Origin of the sequence: Zhongshania sp. R06B22, from assembly GCF_040892595.1 — a bacterium.
Taxonomy (GTDB): domain Bacteria; phylum Pseudomonadota; class Gammaproteobacteria; order Pseudomonadales; family Spongiibacteraceae; genus Spongiibacter; species Spongiibacter arctica.
The window spans coordinates 1,912,885-1,931,717 of the sequence record NZ_JBFRYB010000001.1 but is presented as its reverse complement, the minus strand read 5'-3'; the positions used below and the strand labels follow the sequence as shown (position 1 = coordinate 1,931,717).

18 protein-coding genes are annotated in these 18,833 nt (G+C 49.3%); 7 read left to right on the top strand and 11 right to left on the bottom strand.

The window, feature by feature from the left end; genetic code table 11:
- Nucleotides 1-16: 16 nt before the first annotated feature.
- Both AB4875_RS08780 and AB4875_RS08775 read right to left on the bottom strand, forming a co-directional pair.
- Nucleotides 17-592 carry a TOL_0243 family YfiR-like periplasmic protein gene (locus AB4875_RS08780; protein WP_368375687.1) on the bottom strand — a complete coding sequence of 192 codons (576 nt, stop codon included), beginning with the start codon at nt 590-592 and terminating at the stop codon, nt 17-19.
- Entirely contained in the window at nt 580-2,541 is a 1,962-nt protein-coding gene (locus tag AB4875_RS08775) for a TOL_0244 family TonB-dependent receptor (protein ID WP_368375686.1), read from the bottom strand. Before AB4875_RS08775 ends, AB4875_RS08780 begins: the two co-directional genes overlap by 13 nt.
- Nucleotides 2,542-2,757: 216 nt before the next feature.
- Here AB4875_RS08775 and AB4875_RS08770 point away from each other — a divergent pair, with 216 nt between their 5' ends.
- A complete protein-coding gene (locus AB4875_RS08770) occupies nt 2,758-3,777 on the top strand; it encodes an AraC family transcriptional regulator (RefSeq protein WP_368375685.1) in 1,020 nt (339 codons plus the stop codon).
- Between the two features lie 54 nt (nt 3,778-3,831).
- On the opposite strand, the gene AB4875_RS08765 is transcribed toward AB4875_RS08770, so the two are convergent.
- Both AB4875_RS08765 and AB4875_RS08760 read right to left on the bottom strand, forming a co-directional pair.
- Complete coding sequence (locus AB4875_RS08765; protein ID WP_368375684.1) at nt 3,832-5,361, bottom strand: acetyl-CoA acetyltransferase; 1,530 nt, start codon at nt 5,359-5,361, stop codon at nt 3,832-3,834.
- 321 nt (nt 5,362-5,682) lie between these two features.
- Nucleotides 5,683-6,039 carry a hypothetical protein gene (locus AB4875_RS08760; protein WP_368375683.1) on the bottom strand — a complete coding sequence of 119 codons (357 nt, stop codon included), beginning with the start codon at nt 6,037-6,039 and terminating at the stop codon, nt 5,683-5,685.
- A gap of 153 nt (nt 6,040-6,192) precedes the next feature.
- Here AB4875_RS08760 and AB4875_RS08755 point away from each other — a divergent pair, with 153 nt between their 5' ends.
- Nucleotides 6,193-7,119, top strand: a complete 927-nt coding sequence (locus tag AB4875_RS08755; protein ID WP_368375682.1) for a LysR family transcriptional regulator — start codon at nt 6,193-6,195, stop codon at nt 7,117-7,119.
- A gap of 33 nt (nt 7,120-7,152) precedes the next feature.
- Here the strand turns inward: AB4875_RS08755 and AB4875_RS08750 are convergent, their stop codons facing one another.
- From AB4875_RS08750 to AB4875_RS08735, 4 genes are read right to left on the bottom strand one after another with little or no spacing between them, the layout of a single operon-like run.
- Nucleotides 7,153-7,932 (bottom strand): SDR family NAD(P)-dependent oxidoreductase, encoded by a 780-nt coding sequence (locus AB4875_RS08750; RefSeq protein WP_368375681.1) that lies wholly within the window; start codon nt 7,930-7,932, stop codon nt 7,153-7,155.
- Between the two features lie 20 nt (nt 7,933-7,952).
- A complete protein-coding gene (locus AB4875_RS08745) occupies nt 7,953-8,981 on the bottom strand; it encodes a phosphotransferase (protein WP_368375680.1) in 1,029 nt (342 codons plus the stop codon).
- Between the two features lie 9 nt (nt 8,982-8,990).
- Entirely contained in the window at nt 8,991-10,214 is a 1,224-nt protein-coding gene (locus AB4875_RS08740) for an acyl-CoA dehydrogenase family protein (RefSeq protein ID WP_368375679.1), read from the bottom strand.
- Between the two features lie 60 nt (nt 10,215-10,274).
- Complete coding sequence (locus AB4875_RS08735; RefSeq protein ID WP_368375678.1) at nt 10,275-10,961, bottom strand: histidine phosphatase family protein; 687 nt, start codon at nt 10,959-10,961, stop codon at nt 10,275-10,277.
- A gap of 183 nt (nt 10,962-11,144) precedes the next feature.
- Here AB4875_RS08735 and AB4875_RS08730 point away from each other — a divergent pair, with 183 nt between their 5' ends.
- Nucleotides 11,145-12,038, top strand: a complete 894-nt coding sequence (locus AB4875_RS08730; RefSeq protein ID WP_368375677.1) for a LysR family transcriptional regulator — start codon at nt 11,145-11,147, stop codon at nt 12,036-12,038.
- Here AB4875_RS08730 and AB4875_RS08725 read toward each other — a convergent pair.
- From AB4875_RS08725 to AB4875_RS08715, 3 genes are all read right to left on the bottom strand, one after another.
- Entirely contained in the window at nt 12,035-13,063 is a 1,029-nt protein-coding gene (locus tag AB4875_RS08725) for an AraC family transcriptional regulator (RefSeq protein ID WP_368375676.1), read from the bottom strand. The genes AB4875_RS08730 and AB4875_RS08725 overlap by 4 nt on opposite strands.
- 411 nt (nt 13,064-13,474) lie before the next feature.
- The gene (locus AB4875_RS08720; RefSeq protein WP_368375675.1) at nt 13,475-14,371 is read right to left on the bottom strand and encodes an alpha/beta hydrolase; all 897 of its coding nucleotides are present in this window, start codon (nt 14,369-14,371) and stop codon (nt 13,475-13,477) included.
- A 60-nt stretch (nt 14,372-14,431) separates the two neighbouring features.
- Nucleotides 14,432-14,950, bottom strand: a complete 519-nt coding sequence (locus AB4875_RS08715; protein ID WP_368375674.1) for a hypothetical protein — start codon at nt 14,948-14,950, stop codon at nt 14,432-14,434.
- A gap of 275 nt (nt 14,951-15,225) precedes the next feature.
- On the opposite strand from AB4875_RS08715, the gene AB4875_RS08710 reads away from it, so the two are divergent.
- The 4 genes from AB4875_RS08710 to AB4875_RS08695 all read left to right on the top strand — a co-directional run bounded on the left by AB4875_RS08710 (nt 15,226) and on the right by AB4875_RS08695 (nt 18,614).
- Nucleotides 15,226-16,431, top strand: coding sequence for a winged helix-turn-helix domain-containing protein (locus tag AB4875_RS08710; RefSeq protein WP_368375673.1), 1,206 nt, complete (start codon nt 15,226-15,228; stop codon nt 16,429-16,431).
- A 114-nt stretch (nt 16,432-16,545) separates the two neighbouring features.
- A complete protein-coding gene (locus AB4875_RS08705) occupies nt 16,546-17,286 on the top strand; it encodes a glutathione S-transferase family protein (RefSeq protein ID WP_368375672.1) in 741 nt (246 codons plus the stop codon).
- Between the two features lie 131 nt (nt 17,287-17,417).
- The gene (locus AB4875_RS08700) at nt 17,418-17,912 is read left to right on the top strand and encodes a cytochrome c (RefSeq protein ID WP_368375671.1); all 495 of its coding nucleotides are present in this window, start codon (nt 17,418-17,420) and stop codon (nt 17,910-17,912) included.
- A 225-nt stretch (nt 17,913-18,137) separates the two neighbouring features.
- Nucleotides 18,138-18,614 (top strand): GFA family protein, encoded by a 477-nt coding sequence (locus tag AB4875_RS08695; protein ID WP_368375670.1) that lies wholly within the window; start codon nt 18,138-18,140, stop codon nt 18,612-18,614.
- The last annotated feature ends 219 nt before the right edge of the window (nt 18,615-18,833 follow it).

Sequence of the window (18,833 nt, the reverse complement as noted above, 5' to 3'; positions counted from 1 at the left end):
TCAAGAGCACTCCTTGCTAGTTAACATTACGCGCTAATCCCAATAACTTGGAACTTATCTTTATCCTTAAACTTTTTGCCGCAGACTGATTGATATCAAAGCGAATTTTACCGTCAACAATAATGAATTGAACCATCCCCCCTACATTAATAAAATCTTGCTCATCGCTTACCGTTAGCACTGCTAGCTCAGACATAGAGTCAACCCAGTCGCTAAGGCGCTCGTGGTCAGCAAAGCCCAAAAAAACCAACTGGCAATTGCGAGCTTCACCGGGGTGCTGAAGAAAACTGAAGCGTATGGGCTGATTGTTGTTTTGCTGATTGCCCACTGTTTCGATTAACTTCGCATGGAATTTACTATTGCCCGCCACACACATAACAAAATCACTACGTGTCATTTCCGGAACTGGCCACTCAATAAATTTTGTAAAATTATACAAAAAAGCGGATTTAACCCGATACTCAAACTCAATATTATCCGCGTAAGCATGGGTTGCGGAGCAGCTAAGCGGCAATAAGACGAGCAGCAACATACGGAGCTTTAGCCCCAATGTTGGCCGCGTATTTTGCGGTTTTCGCCTCAGAAGTGCCATGTGAACTGCCCATTCAAACTGCGGCTTATTTCATTGCCCCCACTAAATTCGGCATGTTGCGGGTCTAATAAATTACTCCCGATAAGTGTAAAATCTAGATCTCGAGTCAATCGCCAAATGGCGCTGATATCTAATGCCGAATAGGAATCTACCGCCACCCCATCAAGACCGCCTACCCAGCGCGCCCTAGTTTGTAGCGACCACTTATCGCCAATATCCCAGTCTAGCTGCAAGGAAACCTGACTATTGGGATCGCTCTCATCATTCTGGGCAATACTGGTATCACGACTACCTGCATATGCTGCCACATCCATATCGAAATATGTGTAGCTCCCCAGTATTTTCACCGCTTGCAGCGGCTCCCAACGCATGACCAACTCCACACCCTGGCTGGTACCAGATCCCGCATTTACAATACGAACTGGTAGTGTTTGTGGCTGTGCAAGATCATCTGACACACCCCGAAGCTTGTCATATTCATTATAAAAAACAGCAAGATCTGCCGACAATGTCGGCTTAAAAATAGCCCGGTAACCCAGTTCGTAAGCGAGCACTTCTTCAGACTTAAAATGCTCATCGCCAACAATGAAACCATCAAAAAACTCTATGGTGTGATCGAGGCGATTAGGTATTCTTACCGCCCGTGAGACCGCGCCCCAAAAGGTATTTCTATCATCCAATATATATCCGAACCGAACACTGGGCTGGAACTCTTCGCCGGTATAGTCGTTTCTTTCATACTTTGCACCTAAGGTCAGTTGCAAGGTATCTGGAATCAGTACAATCTGATCCTGCACAAAAAGATCCAAGGTTTGATCTCGGCGTTTCAGCGGGGTAAATTCAGTGTTAGATGGCTCAAGATTTGTAATATCGTCATCAGTGACGCGGTAACCGCCGCCCAGCACAAAACTTTGGCGCTCGCCCACGGCGAAGCGGTGTTTTATATCGAGGTCGTAGGTATTGCGATCCTCGGCAAAATTAAATCTGTTATCGCGGCTAGTCTGGTCGTAGATAAACTGAATTTCAGTATCAGAGCTTTCATCGTAGCGGCGCTTCCAGCGAGAAATAACATTATAACCAGAAGCAAGCTCATCCTTACTGGTCGCAGGGCTTTGAATAGCGCCAGTATAATAATCGCCCTGTAGCGTTAATGTGTCGCTATCAGAGAGCTTAAGATCACTGCGAAACCCCAGTTGATTATGTTTACCAGCGTCCTGGGCATCGCCCGCACCAGGCGTTTCCTGGGCATTGTAGTGAGTAGTTTTTGCATACACTCGATAGTGGCCCAAATCGCCCACTTCACCACCGTAGCGCCACGCCCCAAAGCCTTTAAATTCGCTACCACCGCCAACCTGGTGAAAGCTACCTTGGGTCTCGGCAGCCGATTTAGTCACAATATTTACAACGCCGTTTACCGCGTTGGCACCCCAGAGCGCCGCACCAGGTCCTCGAATGACTTCAATTCGCGCTACATCATCTAATAGGGTGTCTTGGGAATCCCAAAACACACCCGAATACAAGGGCGTGTAAAGACTGCGACCATCCATCAGCACTTCTAGTTTGTCAGCCAGGGTCGAATTAAAACCCCTTGCGGTTATTGCCCAGCTATGAGAATCGAGTCGCGCAACCTGAACGCCGGGGATGAGGCGCAAGGCCTCCGGTATACTCTTAACCCCAGAGCGAACAATCGTACTGCCCTCCAAGACAAAAACGGCAGCGGCAGATTGCTGCAGTGGCTCACTGTGCTTAGACACCGACACCACATCAATATTCATCAATGACTCTAGGCTCATACTGGCCAAGTCACCCGCACGCGCCAGCAACATAGGCTCGGAGTTGACCGCATAGCTACTGTTTACGACACTAATAAATACCGCCAAAATGGACAGGCCATTGCGCCCAGATTTCCTGCAGAATGTATCTGCGGCCTTAAAACGAAGCTTAGGCATACTCTCTCAACTCACTTATTAGCGCGCAGGGGCAATCAACGCTTATTATGTTCCATCACCTGAATAGTGTGTTCTTTCGCTACACTAGACCATTTCCCCTTTCTCCAATATAGCTTCTTTTACGTATATAGCCTTATCCCTGATACTGCTCGCCTGATATCATTATGTGAACAATAGAGAATCAAAAAGTCCGCTAATAAAGGAACGAATGAGCACATGAGCAGCATTTCATCGATGCGCAATATCTCAGTGGGTAACTATTTTATTCACGCCGTGCTTCACAATGCCGAGGCGCAGGGACTGGATAGCAAGCAACTGCTCAATGCAGCAGGGATTTCACCGGAGCTATTAAGCCAAGCAAATGCGCGGGTATCCGCGGTTAACTTTGGCCGTTTGCAGTCAATTGTGATGCGTGAAATGGGAGATGAATTTTTAGGTTATGGTCCGTCCCGCTATGTGATCGGCACGTGGACAAATATGTGCTACTCGGTCATTCATTGCGCCACCCTGGGTCATATGATGGCGAGGTACTGCCGTTTTTATCAAATGTTTGAATGGGGGTTACAACCGCGCTTTGAAATCAACGGTGACGAAGCCAAATTCGTTATTGAGCACGGCAATACCGACCATGTCATTGGACACTATGGCTTTGAACTGATTATGTTTAATCTTCATCGCTTTTGCAGCTGGATGGTACGCCGACATCTTCCGCTTATTGCCGTCAATCTAGAGTATTCCGCCCCCGCACACGCCGAGGAGTACCGGCATCTGTTTTTAGGTCAGGCGGTCTATTTTGACAAACCACGCAGCGAAATCATCTTCCATCGCAGCCTGACTGAATTGCCACTTGAACAAACAGAACAATCTCTACAGCGTTTTTTGCAGCACCCCACCCTCGTTATGTTAATCCAGCAATACCGTGAAAAGAGCTGGACCGCGCAGGTAAGAATGATTGTAAACAAACGCCTGATTGATACCCCCGGAATTGAAGAAATCGCAGAACAATTGCATTTACACCCACAAACCTTGCGCAGAAGACTGGCTCAGGAAGGGTCGACCTTTAACGAGCTTAAAACCCAGTGTCGTCACGACACCGCGCTATACCACCTCGGCCGTTCAAATCTTTCTATAGAGAGTATCGCGCAGCGCACCGGATTTTCAGAATCCAGTGCATTTACCCGCGCGTTTAAAAGTTGGACAGGTATGACGCCACAGCACTACCGGCGCCGGATGTAATGAGGAATAAGCGTGCTTTAAATTAAGCACGCTGTTGACCATACAAATACGTTTTTATATAAAGCGCGCAATATTCTGCGGTGCCTGGTGACTGACCTCCACTTGCCGACCAATCACTTCCTCATCGCCAGCTAGTATTGCATACGCTGCCTCGTCATCCGCCGCCGTATTAGCCAGAAAACGACGGCCATCAGCCAGTCGGCCAATCACAATACCCAAACTAGGTTTATCGCGTTTATAAACAACAGTGTAGGTTTCAACTGTGCCAAGACCGCTGGCTTGTTCTGCCACCTCAACAAGCGGCAAACTATCAAACTGGGCCTGCATACTAGAATCTGCATTCTTGCAGGGTGTTTGCGGCGCCTGTGCGGAATATAAGCCTACTGATTGCTTAGACAAAAAGCCGCCGTTCGCTGTCACCAAACCAAAGGCCGACGGCGAATCGCGCAGCTGATCAGTCAAACTGGCAATAGCGTGGGTGCTGTAATTATTTCCTGCACCACCGAAGAATGGCAATCCACCGGTAACGGTTAGCGCTTTATCAGTATTCCAATCGAGCCCCATAGACTCACACGCTGCTAACACCGCGATAGGAAAACAGCTGTAAATATCCATCACATCAATGTCGCTAATCGATTTACCCGCTGCGGCAAGCACGCCATTAAGCGTTAACTTCATAGATTCTGAAAGCGACAAATCTGGTCGCGAAGACACCCAACGGTCATCGACATCGGCGTAGCTATGCAAATAAATCCACTGTGATTCGGGAATGCCTAGCTCCAGTGCCTTATCGACCGAACACATTAGCAGTGCCGCGCCTTGGTTAACGGCATCCTGCGCCACCATCCATTTCGTATACGGAGACGCTACCCAGTAATTATCAGCTGAAACGGTATTTAAAAACTCAGCGCTACGTGCAACAGGGAATTGGGAATATGGGTTATTGGCGGCGACATCTGAGAACTTCGCAAACAATTCAGACGCGAGCTGGCGATGCTCGGTGACGCTAAGTTTATGGCGCGCACGCCAAGCGTGTTCAAACAGAGGATAGACCTGAGTTGGAAACGTAATACCGTGGGCAATTTCATGCTCGGTAAATAACCAGTGACAGCCACGGTTGTCGAGGTCACCGTCAACGGTTTCACTCCAGTCTACCGCGAGTCCTGCTTTAGCCACTTGTTTAACAATACCGGTAGCCTCAGCTCCGGCAATTAAACCTAGCGACATTTCACCGGCGGCAATTTTCTCGGCAAATTCGTTCACAAAGCGCTGCGGCGAATGGCCACCTTCTCGGCCATATATAGCGCGCTGTGGATCGGCGCCAATACGCTTGGCTAGAGAGCGCGGCATATTATTACTAGCGCCAAACGGGCCCTGACCGCCAGGCACTGAATCCATAAAACCGCGAACAAAGGCAATGGTATCTATTTGAGAAGCTAATTCACTATGGGCATTGGCTGCCGCTATTGCCACATTAGCTGCCTTGGCAGCAATATCAAGTGGCGACATTACCGTTTCTGCTGTCACTTCATCACGAAAAACATATTGCCCAGACGCTATCAGAATTGGAGTTGTATTAGCCACAAAGCTTCCTCATTAGTCATTATTTATAAGTGGTGTCGCGCTCAATCACGCAAAGCGAATTGATAGCCCACACCACTTGCTATGGTATCTCAGCCAGCCTCTTAAGAGGTGAAACGGCCTTATAGATATCGTCAAGCAGAGCGTTTTACATAACTTGCCATCGATACTGCATACTGATGATATTGCTATTGTTGTTAACGTTAAACAAAAAAACAGGTCTGGCATCAATCTTGAGCCAAGCTCAAAGCCAATGCCACACCTGAAAACTTTAACGCTTTAAAAAAGCTAATTATGACCGACTGCAAGCACGTATTCCAAGCACTAGGGCGCCATATTATTGTTGTGCGCGCCAACAATACGCATATTATCTAAGCGGTGCTTGCGCTCAATAGACACCACCTGATGCGCTCGCCCATCAATATTGCACATAACTTTAAAAGAATCGGCATCGCGCTGGAAAACCTGCAGCAAGATAGTTAGCTTTACTTGACTGCCGGTGGCGGCTTTAAATTTGGTTCGCAGCAGCTCGTCTTCCGCACCGTACTTTGCGTTTGCTTCAGCTTTACACATTGCATAGGCCTTATTGATGTACGACTCAGCATATGCCTGCTGCTCTATGCTTAAGGAAGCCACCAAAAATAATAGCGCTGACAGTACCCTTGTTTTGCGATTTCTCATGTTTTTCTCCCTCACCCTGGATTTCATAGACTGCGTTTATTGATCACTTGCTGAATCACAGGGGCCAGTCTAGTATCTATATTAATGCACGGAAATATCAAAAATATCACATAGATTGTGCAAAAATAGATAGGTAAAAGGGTGTTGCCGAAAATGAATTCGCTCAATTGGGACGATATACGCTATTGCTTGGCCGTTATTAACGAAGGTTCGGTGACCGCTGCCGCGAAAAAGCTGGGCGTAAACCATGCCACGGTTTCCCGTCGCATTAGCGGCCTAGAAGCAGTATTGGGCGCAGCACTCTTCGATCGCTCCACCAGCGGCTGGCTAATAACCCCAATGGGGGAAGAAGTTCTTAAGTCGGCAGAGCAAATAAGCGAACACGTCTTTAGTATTCAGCGCACGGTACAGGCCGATCGTCAGGAGTTGAGTGGCAGACTGCGGGTGACCGCAGTAGATGTCTGTATACAACGTATTCTCTTGCCCGGGCTCAAAGCTTTTTCTGAGCGCTATCCAGATATCAAGATCGAGCTGATCGCCTCAGAAAACACCTTTAACCTTGCCGGCCATGAGGCAGACATTGCCTTTCGTATTACCGATCAGCCGCCACCGAATGTGGTCGGCACCAAAATAGCGAAGTTTGCCTATGCGGTTTACGGCAGTAAAACCCTGTATCAGCGCTATTTAGATGATAAACAGGGAATCTCTGGTATTTCTTGGATGGGTGACGACTATACCGCACCCGAGTGGATGCAAAAAACGTTTCCAGAAATGCCCGTACGCTTTCGCGTCAATTCACTGGTCATCGCCTACGACTTAGTGGCGCAGGGCCTAGGTTTTTCGCTGCTGCCCTGCGGCTTAGGTGATGCCGACCCCAAGCTCACGCGGATAGACAGCGACTATATTCAACCGAACTTAGAGTTTTGGCTGCTATCCCACATTGATCTACGGACCACCGCACGCATCAGGATATTTCGAGACTTTATGCTGGAATCCATACAGCCCTATATCCCCCTTCTTGAAGGTAAAATGGTCGGCGCTGAGCTACTTAAACTACAGCAAGAGTTAGGCCTGAGTTAACACCCACGGCGCCGTGTTGCCGCGGGTGTATGGCTATAGCGACTGCAGCAGATGACCGCCATCAACTGGCAGGGCAACACCGGTAATAAACGAGCCGGCCTGGCTCGCCAACATTAGCAGCGGCATTGTTAATTCATCCATATTGCCTAAGCGCCTTGGCGGAATTTTATTGAGATACTGGCTGCCTTTTTCCGAGCGGAAAAAATCGGCATTAATTTCAGTTTCAAAATAGCCCGGACACAGGGCGTTGACTCTAATATTGTGCCGCCATAATTCTTGCGCGCTATTCTTAGTCAACTGAATAACCCCGGCTTTAGCCGTTGCATACAGGGCATTATTTGCACTTGGCTGCAATCCGAGAATAGACGCGATATTGATAATGCTTCCGGTAACGCCAGCCTTGATCATTCGTTCGGAAGCATCTCTAGACACCCGCCACACCGCTTTTAAATTGGTATCTACGGTGAAGTCCCATTTTTGCTCAGTACTGTCGACAAAGCGGCTGGGGTCGGCCACACCCGCATTGTTAACAAGAATTGTCACAGTGCCAACGCTAGCTTCTACCTGATCAAACGCTGCCACCACCGAGTCAGCATCATTAACATCCATAGCCACCGCAATCGCCTTGCCGCCCGCCTCGCCAATATCTGCCACTAGACTATCAAGTCGGTCTACCCGTCTCGCCGCCGCCACTACGGTCGCCCCTGCCTGCGCCAACACCGTCGCAAAATGGGCACCCAAACCACTGGACGCACCGGTCACTAAAGCGACTTGCCCAGACAAATCTAGGCTATTGAATATTGCTGTGTTCATATCTTTTGACTCTCTAACATTTACTCGCCCTTCTCAATCAAGGCCAAACCTAATTCGGCTAAGGGTGCAGCTAAGCCACCGTAATCCAGCGCTTTTTGACTCGAGGCATTACCATCTAAGGCACGCTTGTATACGCCCTGCAAAATTGCGCTTAAGCGGAAAAACGCAAACGCCAAATAGAACACCCAATTATCAATACCTGAGATACCGCGGCGCTCGCAATATTGCTTCACGTAGGCTTGCTCGGTCGGAATACCCAAAGCACCACGATCTGCGCCACCCAAGCCAGGAATGGCCGCATCGCTGGGAATCCGCAGCTGCATACACTGGTAGGCCAAATCTGCATATGGATGTCCTAGGGTCGAAAGCTCCCAGTCCAACAATGCCAAGACATCACTGCCGTGGCGGGAGAACATCATATTATCCAAACGAAAATCGCCATGATTGATACACACCAAGCCATCGTCAGCAGGCAAATTATCATTCAGCCATACTATTAATTTTTCCATGGCGGGCAGTGTTTCAGTCTCGCTGGCGCGGTACTGCTTAGTCCAGCGACCGATCTGGCGCTCAAAATAATTACCGGGTTTGCCGTAATCGCTCAAGCCAACTTTGTCGACATCTACATTGTGTAGATCTGCTAGCACCTTATTCATCGCATCGTAAATTGCACCGCGCTCTACAGGCGTTTGCTCTGGCAGGGCCGCGTCCCAAAAGATGCGGCCATCAAGATAGTCCATCACATAAAACATCGAGCCGATAACGCTACTGTCATCACATAAGACCCGCATTTTCGGCACTGGGACCTCGGTATTCGCCAAGGCCTGCATGACCCGAAATTCACGATCTACCGCATGAGCAGATTTAAGTAACTCACCCGGGGGCTTGCGTCGCAGTACATATTTGCCACTGGCGGCCGCAATCAAATAGGTGGGATTAGACTGCCCGCCAGCAAATTTCTCTGCGGTTAACGGGCCTTTAAAACCGTCGATATTGGCTTCGAGATACGCCGTTAACGTGGCTATATCTAGCTCAAATGCATCTGCCATAAGACCTCCTTAGCTAGCGTAACGATTAATAATTTGCTTACCCAACGCCATTTGATGCACTTGATCTGGACCGTCGGCCTGACGACACCAGCGCGCGTAGTTAAACGCTTCAGCCATAAAGTAATCTTCGGTCAAACCACCCGCGCCGTGCAATTGCATACAGCGGTCAATCACATTTTGCACCAGTAGTGGCACGGTGGTTTTGGTCGCCGCAATCATATCGGTAGTTTGCATTGGGCCCTGCTCATCAATTTGTTTACAGGTTTTCAGCACTAATAAGCGTGCCATTTCAATTTCAGAGAAGCTGCGAGAAATCTCCTCACGCACTGACTGATGTTTGCTCAGCGGCTTGCCAAAGGTGGTACGAGACACCGCACGCTTGCAAGCTAATTCCAGTGAACGCTGGGCAGCGCCAATCAGCCGCATGCAATGATGCATACGACCGGGAGCCAACCGACCTTGGGCAATTTCAAAACCCCGCCCCTCGCCCAATAAAACGTTTTCTAGAGGCACTCGTACATTTTCAAATACAATTTCAGCATGACCAATCGGCGCATCATCGTAACCTAGGGTTGTCAGTGGACGAATAATTGATAGTCCCGCAGTGTCCTTGGGCACCAATACCTGTGTTTGCTGCATATGACGACTGGCGTTCTCTGGATCAGATTTGCCCATCACAATAAAGATCTTGGTGCGCTCGTTCATGGCTCCAGTGATAAACCACTTACGACCATTCAATACCCAGTCGTCGCCGTCTTTTACAATACTCAATTCAATATTAGTCGCATCGCTAGACGCCACTTGCGGCTCAGTCATGGCGTAGGAAGAACGAATATCGCCATTTAACAGCGGTGTTAACCACGTGTCGCGCTGGGCGTCAGTGGCGTACTTCATAAACACTTCCATATTGCCGGTGTCGGGCGCATTACAGTTAAACACCTCTGGCGCCCACAACACCCGGCCCATCAGCTCAGCTAGCGGCGCGTAATCGACAAAGCTCAAGCCGCCATGCTCACAATACTGTGGAAACTCCTCTGGACAGAATAAATTCCACAAGCCGGCTTTTTTGGCTTTGTCTTTAAGTTCATCCATCAAAGGCAGAATAGCAAAGCGATCCTTGGCAGCATGCAATTGTTCCGCATAGGCTTTTTCGTTGGGGTAGATATGCTCATCCATAAACGTGCTGAGTTTCTTTAGCAAAGCTTGGGCTTTCAGGCTGGAAGTAAGATCCATTATTCAATCCTCAATTGCGGTTTGCGGCGACGTTGCGCCAATATAAACAATGACATTCGATTAGGTATAAGTAATTAAGTGACTGTGCGCCGCACTTTCGAGGTGGGGCAGCGCATTAAACATATTCAAACTAAAATTCATTCCACGGCTAAAATACCGGGTCACGCCAGTATTTTTAGCCTGTAAATTAGTATTCACCATGGTTTCGACATCCAGACTTAGAACCTCTCGCAACATGGCACTCACTGGCCCACCTGAGGTGACCACTAGCACCCGGCCCTTTTCTGCCGACAAGGTCGCTAAGGTGGCACCTACCCGCTGTTCAAAATCGCCCCAAGACTCGGTCACATCTGATAACTCATTGCGACTCCACGCCAACAAAGCCGAACGCAGCAAGCGATAGAAAGTCCGTGAATTACTAAGGTCTATCGCCTCACCATCAAGCATGTCACCGCTAAGCGCAATATAGCGCTCTAACAATATATCAGAGTCGTATTCATTCAAACCCGGCAACTCTATTGCGTCGGGGCCGGCAATGCGTGCTTCACTTGCCCCCTCCCTAATTCCGGCCAAAGTTTCGCGGTGACGACGCAGCGTGCCGGTATACACGGCGTCAAAATATTGTTCCGCTGCGGCAAAGTGTTCCCCCAATAGGCGAGCTTGCTGCCAGCCTAGATCGGTCAAACGATCATAATCATCCGTCCCGAAGGCGGCCTGACCATGCCGGACTACAACAACTTCTGCCACTACTCCCCCTAAACCCTAGACTCTAAAATTTACGCGCAAGGCCATATGCCATAACGCGACAAATCAGGTATTTCCCGGCCATAGTAACGGCAGCAGAATCATTATTGAAATTTATTGTTGTTATCCAGCATAATAAGCACAGATTATTATTGTTTAATGCCATTTGTTCATCGAGCGGAATATATGAACACCATCAAGATAGACTTAAATTTATTCATTGTCTTTGATGCGATTTACTCACAGCAAAGCCTGACCCGCGCGGCCGGCGTACTGCACGTTAGCCAGCCCGCCGTTAGCGGTTCACTCGCTAAACTGCGCAGCATTTTCGATGACCCACTGTTTGTGCGCACCAGCGCGGGCATGGTGCCAACACCTCTTGCGAGGCAACTCGTCGGCACCGTGAGAGAATCCTTAAAAAATCTGGACAGCTGCGTTGCCGCCAGAATTCCCTTTGAGGCCAGCACCGCAAGCCGCACCTTCCGTATACATGCCACCGAAAATGCCGAGCTAATATTATTGCCGGCGCTGTTAAAACAACTTAAACGCCATGCGCCCAAGGTAAATTTGGAAGTGGTGTTTTTTGATCGCCGAGAAGTAGCCTATCAAATGGCCAGTGGCAATGTGCACCTCGCGGTCGATGCGCCGCTGCTAAGCCACCCCGAGCTGATTAGCCAACCTCTGCAAACTGATCACTATGTTTGTGTCATGCGCCCCAATCACCCGCTGAGCAACAAGGCAATGACGCTAGAGGAGTTTTTAGAACATGAGCATATTCATATATCTAGTCGCATGAAGGGGGCCGGGCATATTGATTTAGCGCTGCGATCCATTGGCCAAAAGCGCCGTATCGGGCTTCGTTTGCAGCACTATGCGGCACTGCCAACCTTGCTCGCGGAATCTGACTTTATTGCAGCTGTACCCGCCTCCGTTGCCAGTCACTGGCATCTGTCTAAGCAGTCACTGCCCTTCGAAACCCCAAAACTCGAGCTGCAATTATTCTGGCACAAAAGCGTGGAGCACGACCCCGCGGTACTTTGGCTACGTGAATTTACGATGAAATTGGCACAGGAGCATTAATTGCTCGCGTTATTAGATAACTGCTGACTCATGCGATAGCGACCCGGTGCCAAACCAAACCAGCGCTTAAAGGCTTTTTGAAACGAGCTTTGGTCGCTAAATCCCAGCTCAGCAGAAATATCGAGCAAGGGCATCTCACCATCATCCACAAGCTGCTTTGAGCGCTGCTTGCGGGCGTCATCCACCAAACACTTAAAATTGGTGTCAGTATTGTTTAGACGACGCTGTAAGGTACGTGGCGCTAAGCCAAGCTCTGCTGCGACATCATCAAGTTTGGGAACCCCCTCCGGCAATTGTCTTACCACGCAGGCAATCACATCTTTAACAATGCGATCTTCCATCTGCAACTTTGCCAGCTCTGCCCGCGCCGTTTGCAACAGCGAATTATAGATGCCGGTATGGGGAAAACGGGTCGGCCGATCCAGAAAATGGCTATCAAATTTCACCACATTCGCGTCGCACTGGTATTTTACCGGGGCTTCCAATATACGCTCAATTTCGCTCTTATCCGCCGGTCCCGCATGGCTAAAATAGACTTCTCGCTGATTACACCAACGGTCTAATATGGTTTTATGCGCATGATACCAACTGGTAAAAAAGAACTCGGTTAACTGCCGCGACACCGGTTTACGCTCTGGCACCACCCACGTTAAGTGCGTCCATTCGTCGTCGGTTTCACTGTACATAACGTCACCGTGGTCGATCAGCAAACGCGAGAAATGCACCACCGCATCGAAGGCGGCGCGGGAGTTTGGCGCGCTCATACCAAGATAACTCACCATTCCCCACGCTGCTGGGGACGAATTTGCGCCAGCATTGGCGCCCAAAAAAGGGTCCTCCAGCATGGCACTGGCGACATCTAAAATGACTTCAAACAAACGCAGAGGAAAGCGCCCCTGCAAGGTTAGGTGCTGCTCCGGATTAAAACCCACCGCCGCAATGAAGCTCTGCGCATCAACACCGCGATTTTCGATGTACTGCAGCAAATCGACCAAATATTCAGAGCACACTGTTGGTGTACGCAAGAATCCACCTCGTTTATTTAAGCTTAAAAATAGCGTAATAAAGCGCAATTTAGATCATAGATACGCATTCTCAAAAGAGATTACGGGTGGAATCATAGCAAGTATTAGCCCGTGCCACACCTCAAGCCATAAAAGCAAAAGGCAGCCCGCGATTCTCATTCTTTAGGCTAGTTCGCACCGACAATGGCAAGGTAATCGAGGGCCCACCCTAACTACAAGGTTATGCGGACGCCCTGCCTGACAAGCCGCCTGGGAGAGTTCGAAAAAAGACCTTGGGATGACAACTATAAGATAAAACGATGGCAGGTTAACGGCGGCAGCTCTGAGCTGCTGTCATCTCCCAACACCAAGTAATGCATATTACTTAGTGTTGGCAAAGACTCATCACAGCAGCAAAAAGCATGGCGGATGCTAGGCCGCAAATAGCTTGCCCAACCACATACTAATTTCGCCCATCGCCTTATTGTGATCTGGCTTCGGCCCCTGCAAACCAACGAAGCCATGGCAGGCGCCGGCATACAAGCTGTATTGCACCTGATTATCATGCCGCTGCAGTCGCTCAGCGTAACTCGCGCCATCATCCCGAAGGGGGTCGCGCTCCGCCGTCAGTAATAAGGTCGGTGGTAAATTATCTAAATCATCACGAATTAACGGTGTGGCGCGGGGGTGACGGGTTTGCCCAGCGTCAAGTAAAGGACTGCCCTTAAGATAGGTATCCCAAAACCAGACCATTAACTTACGGGTGAGTACTGGACCTTTCGCATTCTCTTCATAAGATGGCGTGCCCGGCTCGTAATGATCCGTTACCGGATAAATCAATACCTGCCCCTTCACCACACCCGGCAAACACTGCCTCGCTTGCAGGGCGGTGACTGCTGCGAGATTACCGCCCGCACTATCACCCGCCACAGCGATGGCATTTGGCTGCCCGCCGTATAGCGAAATATGTTCGTAGGTCCATTTTAAAGCCGCCAGACAATCTTCGGGGGCCGCTGGAAAGGGATGTTCAGGCGCCAGACGATAATCCACCGCAACAACAATACAGTTGCTGTGGTCGCACAAATCCCGGCACAGCGGATCATACACAACCAGATCACCAATCACCCAACCGCCACCATGGTAGTAAACCACCACCGGAAATGGGCCTTCTCCCGGCGGCTGATATATACGCAGTCGAATACGGCCGTGGCCAGTTTCGATATCCGACTTTTGCACCACAATATGTTTCGCGGTTTTTCCAAGCCAGCGCAATCGGGTGCCTGCTTTTACTGCACTGCGTATCACAGCGGCTTTAAGTTGTGTTTTCATACACCACGCTTATTATTAAAAGGAACCCTATACCAGCTCAATCCGAGTGGCTGTCGCACACTAGGCCGAGCGCTTTTCGGTACCACAAGCAGACGCTGTCAATTCCGGCGTGACCGGCACCGCATACAATGCAGTCACATTTCGGCCATTGCCATCTACTCGCAAATACGCCTTGCTATTGATCCAGCCGCTTGGCGTGTAAAAACCCCATTTGCGAATTTTTGGCCCGGTAATAAAGAGGGTCAGGCTATCTGGGGTGTTCAACAACAAACGGTGTGGTGCACGCCCCAAACGCGTCGTAAAACTCCCCGTTTCTAATACTCGGTCTCTGCCAGGCATTTCTTCCAGTATTCGTCCACGCAGAACTATCGACGAATTAAACACCCAGGGGTGATCGTGTAAATTAATATCTGGATCATCACCGGTCACATGATGGAGGTAGACATTAAACAGACGATTACGCGGCATCACATACCAGCGGGTCAGGTAATCGGTACCAATGATTTTACTGGGTATACGATGGGTAATTTGTTCAGCTTTGGCCTGTAAGCGGCGCAATAGAAAAGCGGGCAAACGCATAAATAGCTATTCTCAATATCGACGGTGGCGTCTGCAACGCGCACTAAAAACATTATTTCAGTCGCATAGTACCATTCCTCGGCGTATAGACAATACGATTAGCGGACATCAAGAACGCCAAAGATAAGGCCTGATAAAACACGCTATTAGGGTATAGTTACTGACAAAGAGAAGGCTCAACGGCATATTAAGTATCAGTCGAATACTAGCGACGTAACCCTAAGTCCTGAGGCTTTATATCCACGCTACTCACCACCTTACTAAAGTCTTACTACATGAGCGATTCACTCTCTGTTCAACAAGCCAGAAAACTGATTTTACATTCTCAGCAACTAGCGACGACCGGACCGAGCCGCAGCGGTAGCGCAATCTCAGCCACATTGTCGGCCATCGAACATCTTGGCTACATTCAGATCGACACTATTTCTGCCGTTCAACGTGCCCATCACCACACACTATGGAACCGCAACCCCCACTACGATGCGACTCACCTCGATCAGCTGCTCGCCAGCAAGCAGGTCTTTGAATACTGGTCTCATGCGGCCGCATACCTGCCCATGCGGGACTATCGCTACAGCTTGCCGCGTAAGCACGCCATCGCAAGTGGCGAGCAAGGCCATTGGTACGAACCTGACAAGCCACTGATGAAAGCGGTCTTAAAACGTATTGCTAGCGAGGGCCCACTCATGGCAAAAGACTTCGAATATCGCGGCGAGAAGCTCGGTGAGTGGCGCAGCAAACCCGCCAAACGGGCGCTCGAGTGCCTTTATATGCGCGGTGATCTGATGATCTCAGAGCGGCGAAATTTTCATAAAGTATACGAGCTCACCGAACGCGTACTAGGCCCCACCGTTAACACCACGGCGCCCACTACAGAAGAATATGGCCGCTTTCTGATTAAGCGATATCTAGAGGCTAATGGCGTGGGCCAGCCTGCCGAAATAAGCTACCTAAGAAAAAACACTAAGCCACTTATCGCCACCACCTTGCGGAGTATGCTGGCGGACGGTGAGTTGGTGCAGCTCGACGTCGGCGGCAATCAATACGTCGCTCTACCCCGCTCCCTCGCGCTACTAAACACACCCCTAGCACGCAACAAACTAGCTATATTGTCACCCTTCGATAATTTGCTTATTCAACGCAAACGTATGCAGGCACTATTCAATTTTGACTACTTAATAGAATGCTATGTGCCGCAGCATAAACGGCAGTACGGTTACTTCTCACTGCCGATATTATGGAATGGAAAACTTGTGGCGCGAATGGACTGCAAGGCGGATAGGCGCGAGTCGCACTTACATATCCTTCATCTCGCCGTAGAACCGTCACTGGAAAATATCGACGGACTCGCGCACGCACTGTGCAAAAAACTACCTAGCTTTATGCAATTCAATCGCTGTACGCAGCTCAGCTTGCACAAAGCCAGTCCTAATAACTACCTAGCCATACTAAGGACGGCTTTCGCAAAAATTACACCGTAAAAATCTTAATAAAAAAGCATATGATAAAAGGGCGGCAATGTAGAGGTACTGCACAAGACTGCTATCTCTGTCCGAATCTGTCTAATCACATCATTTTTCTGCCGGAGTTAAACCATGCGCCTAATCACTATTCCCATGAGCCACTACTGCGAGAAAGCGCGATGGGGTTTAGAGCTGGCTGGGATTACCTATTCTGAAGAGGCCCACCTACAAGTTTTTCACTACTGGGCAGTGCGCGGTCTCAAATCAAAGGGCATGGTTCCGGTATTAGTCGATGGCTCCCAAGCTATCGCTGACTCCACCGACATTCTTAAATACCTAGATCAGAGGCTTGCCCCAGAGCAAAAACTATATCCGCCAGAAATCATTGCAGAGGTTGAAGCCTTAGAACATTTTTTTGACGAGGGTCTGGGCATTGAGTCTAGAAGATGGGTGTACTTCCACTGGCTAAAAGTACCTAGCAAGGAGGTCTTACGCACTGCGGCCCAAATGACTCCCTATTGGCAGCGTGCACTGGCACCCTTTATTTTTCCGGTATTCCGCATCTATTTGAGCAGGCATCTAAAAATCTCTAAGCAAAATATAGTTGCCGGTCGCGCGATCATTGAGCAGGCCTTCGACAGGGTCGAAAAATTACTCAGTGATGGCCGGCCATTTTTATGCGGCGCGCAATTCACCGCCGCTGATCTTGCCTTTGCGAGTATGGCTGCCGCAATATTGCTCCCCCCAGAATATGGCATACGCTTGCCTACCCTCGAAGAAGCGCCTGCCGACGCTAGGGCTGATGTAGAAAAATTCAGAGCACATAGCGCCGGCCAGTATGCTTTGCGATTATTTAAAGATAGAGTGCAGTGATCCCAATATTTTAAACTTTATTGCCGTGGACTTTTAATGCCCCGACTAATTTCAGCAAGATAAACGCCGGTCATATATAACAACGCTACAATAAGGTGTTCTCCGTTTGCGACAGAATAAAGGAGCCTAAGGTGAAATTTCGAAAATCTGGCATAGCCGTATTGGCCATCACAATAGCAATTTGCATCGCACCAGCGCCAAGCTTCGCTGGCGACAAAGAAAAATCAGCCGTTGATCTATCACCCGAGCTGATGACTTTACTAAAGGCAGAGATGGGCGAGCTAGGGAATGGCATTCAAAGCGTCGCGCTCTCTATCGCCACGGCAGACTGGAAGGCGGTTAATGAAACGGCTAAGAAGATGCATGCAAGCTACATTATGAAAAAGTCACTCACGCCAGCGCAAAGCCTTGAGCTAAGGCAAAAACTGCCCAGCAAGTTCAAACGCCTCGATATGGAGTTCCACGCGAGAGCAAAACAGCTTGCACAGGCGGCCGAATCACAAGACCCAGAACTTGTCGCCTTTCGCTACTCTCGCCTAGTCGAAGGCTGTGCGAACTGCCATTCAGTATTTGCCAATAAACGTTTTCCAGGTTTTGAGCATCAGCCGCAAAAACATCAACACTAGAAAAAGCAGTATCCGTGTGTGTCTGGGGGGCGAAATCGCCAGCAATCATCTGAAAAAGTTGATCCGCGGGCATTGAAAAACCCAGTTAATGCTTGAAGAATAAAGCCAGCAAATGAATTAAACATGAAGACCCACGACGTTTTACTGTGGATAATTAGGCAGCGCCTACACCGTATTGAAAACTAATCGGTGGTGGCAATAAGTTAAAGACAAGGGAGGTAGTACATGCCAGAAAACCAATATGCTTGTCAGTGCTCGTGCGGGGAAACTACTTTTTCGGTTCAAGGCTCGCCGCTACTGCGTTGTTACTGCCACTGCACTATTTGCCAAGAGTTCAATCAAGCCGCCTTCGCAGACATTAGTATTTACATGGCTAAAAATGTGGTTCTACCCAGCCCCGAGTCTTTAGAGTACAAAGCCTATCGGCCGCCACCAGCGGTACAGCGAGGTAAGTGCAAATCCTGCGGCAGCCCGGCGGTAGAATCCCTACAAATACCCCTGCTAGCTAAGTTAATTATTATCCCAAGCAATAATCTTCACCAAGACTGTGTGATCGATCCGGCCCTGCATATGTTCTACCACAGTCGCGTGTCCGACATTGACGATGGTTTAGCAAAGTTTAATGGCTACTGGAAAAGCCAAGCTGCCTTTGGACACAAATTAATCGTATCGCTGCTAAGCGGCCGCGCAAGCCCAAAATAAGCCGCAGCGACTAAGGCCACCGACACTGAGCATCTGTATAGGTGAATTGTGTCGGTGGCGCTTGGCTCACATCACGCCCGATGAGAAAAACCGTCATCTAATCTCTCCCCTTAAGCAATAGCCCAGCATCGTCGCAAACACTCACCACACAGAATTGGTATCGCAGCCATCCAATTTTAGGACGCTCCTAGCGCGCAAACAGAGCCGCGGAGTGCTGCG

Excerpts from the sequence above, each read along its gene's own strand:
- AB4875_RS08780 (WP_368375687.1), bottom strand. The coding sequence starts at position 592 with ATGGCACTTCTGAGGCGAAAACCGCAAAATACGCGGCCAACATTGGGG.
- AB4875_RS08775 (WP_368375686.1), bottom strand. The coding sequence starts at position 2,541 with ATGCCTAAGCTTCGTTTTAAGGCCGCAGATACATTCTGCAGGAAATCT.
- AB4875_RS08770 (WP_368375685.1), top strand. The coding sequence starts at position 2,758 with ATGAGCAGCATTTCATCGATGCGCAATATCTCAGTGGGTAACTATTTT.
- AB4875_RS08760 (WP_368375683.1), bottom strand. The coding sequence starts at position 6,039 with ATGAGAAATCGCAAAACAAGGGTACTGTCAGCGCTATTATTTTTGGTG.
- AB4875_RS08755 (WP_368375682.1), top strand. The coding sequence starts at position 6,193 with ATGAATTCGCTCAATTGGGACGATATACGCTATTGCTTGGCCGTTATT.
- AB4875_RS08750 (WP_368375681.1), bottom strand. The coding sequence starts at position 7,932 with ATGAACACAGCAATATTCAATAGCCTAGATTTGTCTGGGCAAGTCGCT.
- AB4875_RS08745 (WP_368375680.1), bottom strand. The coding sequence starts at position 8,981 with ATGGCAGATGCATTTGAGCTAGATATAGCCACGTTAACGGCGTATCTC.
- AB4875_RS08740 (WP_368375679.1), bottom strand. The coding sequence starts at position 10,214 with ATGGATCTTACTTCCAGCCTGAAAGCCCAAGCTTTGCTAAAGAAACTC.
- AB4875_RS08730 (WP_368375677.1), top strand. The coding sequence starts at position 11,145 with ATGAACACCATCAAGATAGACTTAAATTTATTCATTGTCTTTGATGCG.
- AB4875_RS08720 (WP_368375675.1), bottom strand. The coding sequence starts at position 14,371 with ATGAAAACACAACTTAAAGCCGCTGTGATACGCAGTGCAGTAAAAGCA.
- AB4875_RS08715 (WP_368375674.1), bottom strand. The coding sequence starts at position 14,950 with ATGCGTTTGCCCGCTTTTCTATTGCGCCGCTTACAGGCCAAAGCTGAA.
- AB4875_RS08710 (WP_368375673.1), top strand. The coding sequence starts at position 15,226 with ATGAGCGATTCACTCTCTGTTCAACAAGCCAGAAAACTGATTTTACAT.
- AB4875_RS08705 (WP_368375672.1), top strand. The coding sequence starts at position 16,546 with ATGCGCCTAATCACTATTCCCATGAGCCACTACTGCGAGAAAGCGCGA.
- AB4875_RS08695 (WP_368375670.1), top strand. The coding sequence starts at position 18,138 with ATGCCAGAAAACCAATATGCTTGTCAGTGCTCGTGCGGGGAAACTACT.